The sequence below is a fragment of the Olivibacter ginsenosidimutans genome (assembly GCF_039542865.1).
Classification (GTDB): Bacteria; Bacteroidota; Bacteroidia; order Sphingobacteriales; family Sphingobacteriaceae; genus Olivibacter; species Olivibacter ginsenosidimutans.
The window spans coordinates 92,036-102,565 of the sequence record NZ_BAABIQ010000032.1; the positions used below are offsets into that span (position 1 = coordinate 92,036).

General features: G+C 44.7%; 7 protein-coding genes. 1 reads left to right on the plus strand and 6 read right to left on the minus strand.

The features are described 5' to 3' along the window. Window positions 1–40: 40 nt before the first annotated feature. The gene (locus tag ABD930_RS10770) at window positions 41–1,357 is read left to right on the plus strand and encodes a gluconate:H+ symporter (protein WP_345231721.1); all 1,317 of its coding nucleotides are present in this window, start codon (window positions 41–43) and stop codon (window positions 1,355–1,357) included. A gap of 163 nt (window positions 1,358–1,520) precedes the next feature. On the opposite strand, the gene ABD930_RS10775 is transcribed toward ABD930_RS10770, so the two are convergent. The 6 genes from ABD930_RS10775 to ABD930_RS10800 form a co-directional block, all read right to left on the minus strand. Then, complete coding sequence (locus ABD930_RS10775; RefSeq protein ID WP_345231722.1) at window positions 1,521–3,008, minus strand: DUF294 nucleotidyltransferase-like domain-containing protein; 1,488 nt, start codon at window positions 3,006–3,008, stop codon at window positions 1,521–1,523. Window positions 3,009–3,029: 21 nt separating this feature from the next. Continuing rightward, window positions 3,030–3,749 carry a 3'-5' exonuclease gene (locus ABD930_RS10780; RefSeq protein WP_345231723.1) on the minus strand — a complete coding sequence of 240 codons (720 nt, stop codon included), beginning with the start codon at window positions 3,747–3,749 and terminating at the stop codon, window positions 3,030–3,032. A gap of 29 nt (window positions 3,750–3,778) precedes the next feature. Next, window positions 3,779–4,942: an efflux RND transporter periplasmic adaptor subunit gene (locus ABD930_RS10785; protein WP_345231724.1), complete on the minus strand. Its 1,164-nt coding sequence runs from the start codon at window positions 4,940–4,942 to the stop codon at window positions 3,779–3,781. Between the two features lie 2 nt (window positions 4,943–4,944). After that, a complete protein-coding gene (locus tag ABD930_RS10790; protein ID WP_345231725.1) occupies window positions 4,945–9,297 on the minus strand; it encodes a CusA/CzcA family heavy metal efflux RND transporter in 4,353 nt (1,450 codons plus the stop codon). Window positions 9,298–9,465: 168 nt separating this feature from the next. Further along, on the minus strand, window positions 9,466–9,837 hold the full coding sequence (locus tag ABD930_RS10795; protein WP_345231726.1) for a hypothetical protein: 372 nt from the start codon (window positions 9,835–9,837) through the stop codon (window positions 9,466–9,468). Window positions 9,838–10,125: 288 nt separating this feature from the next. Next, entirely contained in the window at window positions 10,126–10,422 is a 297-nt protein-coding gene (locus ABD930_RS10800; RefSeq protein WP_345231727.1) for a DoxX family protein, read from the minus strand. Window positions 10,423–10,530: the final 108 nt, after the last annotated feature.

Here is a 10,530-nt window from a genome sequence, read left to right on the forward strand (position 1 = left end):
TATAGTATCTTGCCGTTAACCAAGTATAAAAAAACGAGCTATGACCCTATTGTCTATTGCCTTATCTCTCATTGTCTTAATTCTGCTCATTAATGCCTGTAAGATTCATCCCTTTCCTGCCTTTTTAGTTGCATCGGTATGTGCCGCACTTCTACTGGGATTACCGTTAGCTAAAATTCCCGGAGCCATCGAAAAGGGTATTGGTGATATCTTATCGTCGTTATTGATCTTAATCACTTTTGGTGCCATGTTTGGCAAAATCATCGCGGTAAGTGGTGCTGCCCAACGCATTGCACAAACGATGATGAACCTTGTGGGGGAACGGAAAATTCAATGGGCGATGATGGTCGTAGGTTTCATTATTGGCATCCCACTGTTTTATGGGGTCGGTTTTGTGTTAATGGTGCCGCTTATTTTCTCGGTGGTCTATAAATATAAATTACCTGCTGTTTATATTGGTCTACCCATGTTGGCCGCCTTATCGGTTACCCATGGTTTTCTTCCACCCCATCCATCCCCTTCTGCTTTAGTCATTTTATTTCATGCCAATATGGGGCTCACACTCATTTACGGTTTTATATTAGCTATTCCAGCAATCATCATTGCCGGTCCGCTATTTGCACAATTTTTGAAGAAAATCCCAGCTCAACCTTTAGATACTTTTGTGGCTGATGATTTATCGGAAGATGAGCTTCCGGGCACCTTTAACAGCTTTTTCACCGCATTGCTGCCCGTCATTCTTTTAATGCTAAGCGCTTATACCCAACATGCCTTTCCTCCGAGCAGTCCGCTGCATCAACTATTTACGTTTATCGGCGCGCCCTCTGTGGTCTTGATGATCGTCTTTTTCTATGCATTGTTTTCTTTAGGTGTTTTACAGCGCCAGAAAATGGATATCCTCCTATCGCATTGTACACAAGCCATTAAAGATGTTGCAACCATCATCCTTATTATTGCGGGTTCTGGAGCGCTTAGCCAGGTATTTACCAGTACCGGCGTTAGCAAGGAAATCGCCGCCTACTTCAGCACATTACCCATCCCACCGCTAGCCTTGGGCTGGTTAATGGCGGCTATTATCCGCATTTGCATAGGATCCGCCACCGTTGCAGGTTTGACCGCAGGAGCTATGATCTTACCCTTAATCCAATCTACCGGAACGGATCCTAACCTAATGGTTCTTGCTGTTGGCGCCGGAAGCCTGGCCTTTTCGCATGTTAATGATTCCGGTTTCTGGCTGTTCAAAGAATACTTTAACTTGAGTATTGGCGATACTATACGTTCTTGGTCTATGATGGAGTCGATCGTATCTGTTGTTGGACTCATAGGAGCCTTACTTTTAAGTATTGTTATCCATTGAGTTTTACGTTATAAGAGCGGAAAGCGATAAAGTCAAAAGCGGAAAGCAGAAAGATACTGCTGCCGCTACCACCGTTACTAAAAGTCTTGATACATATGTCTTGCTACTTGATACTAACAACCAACAACTCATAACTCGCAACTGGCAACTCATAACGAAAAGCCTATCCCAACAGATTATTTGTAAACTTAATCCGGATGCCCGATTGGAAATTCTCGATTGTCTTAAAAATTTCCTTCAAGGTAACCCGCTCAATGCGTGTCAGCTGTTCGATATCGATGTAATTATCCGGTTGGCCCTTGCCGACGATCATTTTAGTCGACTGGCTTTTTAAACGCATTCCCATTAAATAATAGTAGGAAAGATGCAGCTCTTGGTATTGCTTTTCTGAGAAAACCCCCATATCACGCAATAACTTCATCCGTTCACCCGTATTTTCTACAAAAATACGATTCCGCAAGGCATAGACACGTACCAGATCAACAACAGGAGTCATCGCTTTCTTAATATCAAACACTTCACGTCCTTCTACCGTTATTGTTTTAATCGGTTTAAAAAAGGCCAATGGTGGCACATACTGGAGGGCATTCTTCGCGAGGTATGCGAAAAACTTTTCTAGCGGTTGTTGCAATTCCACATCTAAGAACTCGCGCAGTTCATCCATGATGACACGGTCACCATAAATTAACCGACAATCAAAAAAGGTAGAGAACTTGATCGCCGTTTCCGGTAAGGCTTCCTCCATCCACTGTTTATAGTTCGCTTTCCAATGCGAGAGTGAATGTGTCCACTGCGGATTGCTAGCCATAAAACCACCGGTACAGTAGGCAAAACCAATGTCGTTCAAACGATCAGAGACTTTTGCAGCAAAATCCAAAAACCATTTCCGTACTGCCTCGCGATGTTCATTCGCTTTGTCTTCATAAATGATTGCATTATCCTGATCGGTCTTCAAGGTCTGTTCTTTACGCCCCTCACTCCCTAATACCATAAAAACAAATTTTGAAGGTGCAGTACCCTTTTCCAGCAACACCTCCTCTATTACATTCTGGACAATGGTATCGGCAATTGCAGTAATCAATTGATTGACAATTTCCGCTTGTACACCCTGTGCCAAAAGCTGTCCAACCATAAACGGCACACGGGCCCATTTCTCCTTAAGCTCTGTGCTTGTACGTGCTTGTTTTACCGATTGGATAAACACCAAGGGCGATTGCGCCTGTTCGGACATGAGCTTATTCCGACTTAAAAAGCCTACATATTTGCCATCCGCTTCAACCAACAAGTAGCGCGATTTGGTTTGGTACATCATCAATAGCGCTTCATAGGCATATGTCTCTGCCGATATGGATCGAATGGCTCGGTCCATCACATAATAAATTGGCCGACGTACATCCACTTGGCGTGCAATAACGTTATCCCTTAAAGTAATATCCGTTACAAAACCATTAATATCGCCGCTTTCGCTGGTCACAAACAAGCAACTTACTTTATTTGCCGCCATTAGCTGCGCAGCCTCATATACCGGTGTCGTTTCCCTGCAGGTGATGATTTCCCGGAAGGCCAGCTCTTTTATTTTTTTAGAATAGGTTTGCTCCGACAATACATACTGTTCATCCGGCGTGTGTATAAGCAAATTTTTATCTTCCATATTTAGTCGGAATTTCTGTTACTAAGCGGAATTTCTTAGAAAAACAAACCCAATTAACATTAATACTACCACAAAAATAAGGAGCCACTGCCATGGCCTTGTTATTCCTGTAGCGTTGCATTCCCTCCCCTGTCGCAATCGATGTTGCTGCGCAGCCACCGCTGTTTCATCAATTTCGCCCCGCTTCCATAATTCAAAAAAACAAGCCGCTGTAGCTTCAGCATCTACTAAAGCATGATGCATAGCACCTAAGGGTTTACCAAAAAGTTCTTGATATAATTCATTCAGGCGAAGGTATTTCCTCCAAGGTTTCTTGATATGCCTCACACTGGCCAACATAGTGCAATATAACCTTGCCTTCTCCAATGGTGAAGCTATAGTACAACGCATAAAATCAGCATTTAGCACATGAAAATCCAATAAAACGAAATGACCGATAACCAAAGGCTGATACTGGTTTAGGTCTTCTGCCAAGCGTTGCATAACCAATTGACGCGGTACACCATGCCTTGCCAAATAAACAGGTTCCAGTCCATGAATTTCCTGCGCACGACTAGTAATGGGCACATCGTTATCGCTGACGTAAAAATTTTCCCGCTTGATTTCACGGCCATCACGAGTATAAAGCACCCAAGCGACCTGCACCGCACTAGGCCAATTATCCCGCACGCCATAATCGGCCGTCCATTTCCGGGGCAGACCTGTGGTTTCCGTATCGACAAAAAGCAGGTATTCTTGCATTGCAGAAAATTAAGCTTTTTTTCTGAATTTTACTCCTCTTCCTCTCCATCCTTATTCATCTCCATCCACAAGGCATAAGCGCCTTGCGTAACCAGTTTTTTCCCCGCTATGCCCGCAATTGTTTTCAGTTGCACATAGCCTTCCTCACGTGCACCTTGATCTACTGCTTTTAACTGAAAAGTAGTTGGCCCTTCCTGCAAAAAAACATAATCTTGTCCATCTTTACTCACTAAAGCCTCTGATGGTACCACGTATGCCTGCTGATTGGCTAACTCAATTTGCCCATTCATATACGTTCCCGGCCGTAAACTGGGGTCATAAGATTCAAAGTGGCAATGCACTTCGGCCGTATGGGCACTGTCCAGATCACGACTAATTAAAATGATCTCTGCGTCATACTTTTTCTGCGGATTACTATTGGTATAGGCCTTTACTGCCTGACCAACGCTTAATTTATCCAAATCCTTTTCAAATACGGTCAGATTCAGGTGGATATCTGCCGGATTAACCAATTCAAAAAGCACTTCAGCCGCATTGACATACTTCCCCACATTCACATTCACTTTACTTACAAATCCGTCGATGGGCGATAACACCTGAATACTGCGTGAAATATGGTCCTCGTCCAAACGATCCGGACTAATATTGATCAAACGGAGCCTTTCCCCCAATGCCCGTAGGGCGATACGTGCACTTTTATAGTCGGCCTCTGCTTGTTGCAATGCCTTGTCACTCCCCGCCTGATTGGTATTCAACTTCAGCTGTCGCTGATAAGCCTTCTCCAATGAAGCCAGCTGCGCCTTTGTCGTCAGGTAGTCTTGCTGCAATTGGATATATTGCTGATCTTCCATCCGGGCAAGCACTTCCCCTCGGTTCACATGCATTCCCGGTAACAGCTTGGTCGTCCGTAAATACCCACCCATAGGCATACTGATTGACACCATGTTCTGTGGCGGAACATCAATTTTTCCAAAAACCTGTAGCGTTTCCGATATCGGCCTTTTTTCCAGCTCACCCACTTTTAAATCCGTATTCTTCAGTTGTTCCGCCGTTAAGGTAATGCGGGTTATACTGTCCGTTTCGGCAATCTGTTCTTCGTTGCTTGCTGCTGCTGTTGGACTAGAAGACGAACCATTACTGCAGCCATAAATCCATAAAAGCGTCCATACGCTTAAGGTGATTAAATAACGCATGTTTATTTTGTTGAAAGATAATTTAATGTGATAATACTATTATTCAAGTTGCGCACAGCATCGATATACTCCGTACGAATCGCTAGGGCTTGATTATTCAATACCGTCCACTCCATGAAGTTGATTTCTCCCTCACTGTACTGTAATTTCGCCGCTTGCTGCATCAATGCCGCTTGCCGTAGCGCATTTTCTTCATATTGCCTTACGGCCATACGGTTTTGGGCATATTGTTCTAACACCTGTTGATATTGCGTTTGTAACGAAGCCTGAAGTGCATCCATTTCTTGTGTGGCCAATGCTTCCTTCTGGCCGGCAGCTTTAATGCGAGCCTTTTGCGATCCAAAAAATAAAGGAATAGCCACCCCTACCTGCCCCGAGTGAAACCGTGTTGCGCCAGAAGTGCCAGCATCGATCAAACTCGTATTATTATAGCCCATCATCAAGTCAGGCAATAATTTTGCACGTTCCAAACGCGTTTCTGCGTTTGCTAAAACCACCTGTTCCTTAGCGACTTCCAGTTGCGGGTGCTGCGCTACCCCTCGAACCGTGTCTGCCAAGGCCGCCAGATGTTTGCCCGTATCGATCGCTGGAAGTGAAGGCTGTTTTAGCTGCAAGAGCCAGTTCCATTGTGCCTGCAAAGCCTTACGATCATGCTTGAGCTGCTCGCGCTGAATCCGGATCTGTGTCCGTTGCATTTCTGCACTTGCCTTTTCTAACGCATTACTTTCACCCGTTTCCAGTCGAAGGGTAGCCACACGCAGAAAGTCGGCATAAATCGTATCCGTCTCCATCAGAATCTGCTGTTTTGCCTCTACGTACGCAAAAGCATAGTAGGTCTGCGTCACTAAACGAACTACCTCTGCCTCTTCTAACTTCTTTCCTGCCACTGCCGCCTGATACCCTGCTTCGTATACCTGCTTTTGTCGACTGTAAACCGTTGGAAATTCAAAGCGTTGGTTAATCGTAAAACGATTATCGCGGTAGTTACTATTAAATTGCCCGTACTCCCCTGTGATATCCGTTTTCGGTACACTGAAAGCCGTCTTCGACAAAGCCTCCTGATACGCCATTAGGAGTTCCCGACTTCTTATCTGATTATTATTTTTTAATGCCGTATCAATAGCTGCTTTCAGTGAGATTTTCTCTTGCGCTTGAAGCGGACTAGTTAAACCTCCCAAAAATATTATACCAATAAAAATCAAGATATTCAGTGTTTTATGTTGATTTAATTGACGAAGTCCTTTAAATCCCTGTTCAAACAAAATATACAACATAGGCAATACAAAAAGGGTAAGAAATGTAGCCAACAGCAGTCCGCCAATCACCACCGTTGCCAAGGGGCGCTGTACCTCAGCGCCGGCACCGTTGCTTAAGGCCATGGGTAAAAAACCTAATGAAGCCACAAAGGCTGTCATCAACACCGGCCGCAAACGTGTTGTGGCGCCCTGCAGCACCACCCGGCGCAGATCTGTTACCCCCGATGTCCGAATCCGGTTAAATTCGGCAATAAGCACAATACCGTTCAGTACAGCAATTCCAAACAAGGCGATAAAGCCCACGCCCGCACTGATACTGAAAGGTAAGCCCCGAGCTGCCAAAAGAAAGGCACCTCCTATGGCCGATAAAGGAATGGCGGTATAAATCAAAATGCCCTGCTTTATCGAACCGAACGCAAAATACAGCAGCAAGAAAATCAATACCAATGCTACCGGCACAGCAATACTTAAACGCGCCTTAGCCGCATTCAAGTTTTCAAAAGAACCACCATACACCACATAATAACCTGCAGGTAATTTGACCGATTGGCTCACCTTTTGTTGTAGTTCTTTGACCACACTTTCCACATCCCTTCCCCGCACATTGAAGCCCACCAAAATCCGTCGTTTGGCATCTTCTCGTTGAATCTGGTTAGGGGAAGGCTGCAAGGACACCTCCGCAAGCTGGTTTAACGGAATTTGCATCCCCGAAGGCAGGGGAATCAAGAGGTGTTGCACATCTTCCAGTTGCTGCCGTAGATCCTGTTTCAATCGCACCACCAAATCAAAACGACGTTCTCCCTCAAACACCTGTCCGGTTGCCTGACCAGCAAAAGCCGTATTAACGATCCGGTTCAAATCACTTACGGAAATACCATATTGCGCTAAGGCGGCCCGATTATATTGTATTGCAATCTGCGGAATACCTTTTACTGCCTCCACATATAGGCCTGCCGTACCCTTAATGCCTCCTGCCAAATTCCCCAAGCGTTGAGCATAGCGCGCCAAGGTATCCAGGTCTTCTCCAAAGATTTTGCACACGACATCTTGCCGCGCTCCCGTCATCAATTCATTGAAACGCATCTGCACCGGATACTGAAAGCTCGTTGACACACCCGGCACCTCCGCTGCCGCTGCCCCCATCTTTTCTGCCAATTCATTAAAAGAGGCAGCCGATGTCCATTCATCCTTTGGTTTGAGGTTAATGATCATATCCCCCATATCCATCGGTAAGGGTTCCGTTGGGACTTCACTACTTCCAATTTTAGAGACAATTTTTTCAATTTCCGGAAAACGTTGCAATAAGATATGGGTAACCTTATTGATGCTCCCCAATGTTGTCTGTAGATTGCTGCCTGTCATGACCCGTGTTTCCACGGCGAAGTCGCCCTCCTCAATCGATGGGATAAATTCACCTCCTAGGCGACTGAATAGCAGCACTGCTCCAACAAAAAGGAAGATTACCGCCAGCAAAATAGCCTTTGTGCGTAACAGTGCCCACTGCAATGCCTTTTTGAAGCGAGCCTCTACCTTACCCATTAAGCGATCAGCAAAATTTTGCTTTACCGCATCTTCCTTCTTCAATACCAGCGCACTCATCATGGGTATATAGGTTAGCGATAAGATAAAAGCACCAATCAAGGCAAAAGAAACCGTTTGCGCCATCGGCTTGAACATCTTGCCCTCAATCCCCGTCAAGGTCAAAATCGGTAGGTACACAATGAGGATAATCATTTGTCCGAATACCGCACTGTTCATCATTTTACTGGCCGATTGTTGCACTTCCTTATCCATTTCCGATCTGCCGAAGCGTTGTATTCCAGTCGATTTTCCCAAGTGTGACAAACGATGCATCACCGCTTCAACGATAATGACAGCACCATCTACAATTAGTCCAAAATCAAGTGCGCCCAAGCTCATGAGGTTACCGCTCACCCCAAATACATTCATCATGATGACGGCAAACAGCATTGCCAGGGGAATAACGGAAGCCACCAAAAAGCCTGCACGCAGGTTACCGAGAAAGAGCACCAGCACAAAAACCACAATCAAGGCACCTTCCATTAGGTTATGTTTCACCGTGTCAATGGCATTATTCACCATTTTCGTACGGTCTAAAAAAGGCTCGATGACCACCCCTTCAGGAAGGGTTTTCTGGATCTGCGCTACCCGTTCTTTAATCGCGCGGATCACCTCATTACTATTTGCCCCTTTGAGCATTAGCACCAAGGCACCGCTCACCTCACCCTGATCATTGTAGTTCAAGGCGCCATAACGAATGGCGTGACCGATACGCACATCAGCCACTTCTTTAACCGTTAGCGGAATGCCCGCCACGCGTTTAATCGCAATGTTACCGATATCTTCCAAATTTCCAATGAGTCCTTCGCTACGGATGTAAAGCACGGTATTTCCCTTATCGATATAAGCGCCACCCGTATTAGCATTATTTTGTTCCAAGGCTGTAAACACATCGTTTATGGTCAGTTGATTGGCTTGCAGTTTAGCGGGGTCTACCGCCACCTCAAATTGCTTGAGTTTGCCACCAAAGCTACTCACTTCGGCCACGCCTTTTACACTAAGCAATTGCCGTCGTACAATCCAGTCTTGCATCGTGCGTAGCGCTGTTATATCGTATTTCCCTTCGTATCCCTTTTTCGGGCGTATCACATATTGGTACACTTCACCGAGGCCTGTACTGATCGGGCCTAATTCGGGCGGTTCAATATCCGAAGGAATTTGCGATTGTACTTGCTGCAAGCGCTCTGCTACTTGCTGTCGGGCCCAATAAATATCGACGTCGTCATCAAAAACCAAGGTTACGAGCGATAAACCAAAGCGCGAGTAGCTACGGACCTCCTGTAAGCCGTCAATGTTACTGTTAGCCTGCTCGATCGGAAACGTTACCAAACGCTCAATATCGGTAGCACCTAAGGATGGCGCTTGTGTGATCACCTGTACTTGGTTATTGGTGATATCAGGCACGGCATCGATAGGCAGACGCTGTACCTCATATACGCCGTAGCCAATTAAAGCGACCATAAAAAGTCCAATGATTAGTTTATTATGAATAGAAAAAGCAATAATCTTATTTAGCATAGAAAAATGGTTAAGCTTCAGAATTTAAAAGAAAGTGTAAAGCCTAGCATTACGCTTTAGGCTTTAAGCAATAAGCATTTACCGATTATATAGCCTTGCATACTATACAAAATAGCTTAAAGCATACGGCTTATTGCCTATTGCTGCATTTGGAATAAAGAAAAAAGCTTAACCGAATTTTGGCGGTTGCCAAATATTGGAGAGGTAAGAAGAATGATTTTCGCTATCGTTTCTCAGTGGAATAGTTGTCGCAAATAAGCTTATCGGCTTCAGCGGCATCGTGAGCGTCGTTGGAGGAAGTGCTACAAAATGTGCCGTTAGTGCACATTGGCAGGATTTAAAGGGTAGGCTGCTATCCTTTGGGTCAAACTCTTTTTTATTATCCGCCGTTTCATAATGCAATTTCAAAAAATCTACAAACGTCATGGCCTCATCTCTTTCCTGATGTTCGTGAAAATGCCAAAATAAAATCGGTAAACGTAAGAGCTGACCTAGTTCCGTACTACCGGTTAAGGTTACGACCATAAAAAATATGGACATCCATTTTCTCACAGAAGCAAAATTAGTTAAAAAGCTTAATACTTGCAGTTTTTTTGTTACTTTTGTAAAACGATTCCCCTTTATTGCTGTTAACCAACAGGCCACAAGACAAAACACCCATCTTTACAAGTTTAAATCCACCTAAAATCCACGTCAAGTCCACCTTTTATCCACATTAGGTCCACCTTCTCTTTTACTGTCCTTTTACTATCCCCCTGTGTTTCCTTGCTTTTCCTTAGTACGAAGGTCGTGTGGAGTACGCCAGGATAGCACGTGAATGGAGCTCACTTACTTTCTAGCAATCAGTTTGTCCAAACTAAAACTACCTGGACCAAGCAATAAAACAGCGACATAGCCAACGAGCAACGCCACAATCAGATCATGATCACCAAAAAACTCCCAATGATGAACCGACATGATGACCAAAGCGGTAATTAGCAACGGTATGGTTGCCAAACGGGTAGCCAGGCCAAGTATAAGCAATATAGAGCAGAAAAGTTCAGCGAAAATAGTTAGGCTTAGCGATGCCGGTCCGCCCAAACCCATAAAATCCATAAAACGTTCTTTGCGTTCTGCAAAACTCATCAGTGGAGTTGCTACCTTTAGAGCGAGACAGATTTAAGGAGTAATTTTAAATTTGTAGAGATGCATAGAAAATTTGATGATTCGTTTAAGATCATGGCGGTCGATTTG

Bases quoted from the DNA above. Each gene is read 5' to 3' on its own strand.
- ABD930_RS10770 (WP_345231721.1), top strand. From the start codon at position 41: ATGACCCTATTGTCTATTGCCTTATCTCTCATTGTCTTAATTCTGCTC.
- ABD930_RS10775 (WP_345231722.1), bottom strand. From the start codon at position 3,008: ATGGAAGATAAAAATTTGCTTATACACACGCCGGATGAACAGTATGTA.
- ABD930_RS10780 (WP_345231723.1), bottom strand. From the start codon at position 3,749: ATGCAAGAATACCTGCTTTTTGTCGATACGGAAACCACAGGTCTGCCC.
- ABD930_RS10785 (WP_345231724.1), bottom strand. From the start codon at position 4,942: ATGCGTTATTTAATCACCTTAAGCGTATGGACGCTTTTATGGATTTAT.
- ABD930_RS10790 (WP_345231725.1), bottom strand. From the start codon at position 9,297: ATGCTAAATAAGATTATTGCTTTTTCTATTCATAATAAACTAATCATT.
- ABD930_RS10795 (WP_345231726.1), bottom strand. From the start codon at position 9,837: ATGTCCATATTTTTTATGGTCGTAACCTTAACCGGTAGTACGGAACTA.
- ABD930_RS10800 (WP_345231727.1), bottom strand. From the start codon at position 10,422: ATGAGTTTTGCAGAACGCAAAGAACGTTTTATGGATTTTATGGGTTTG.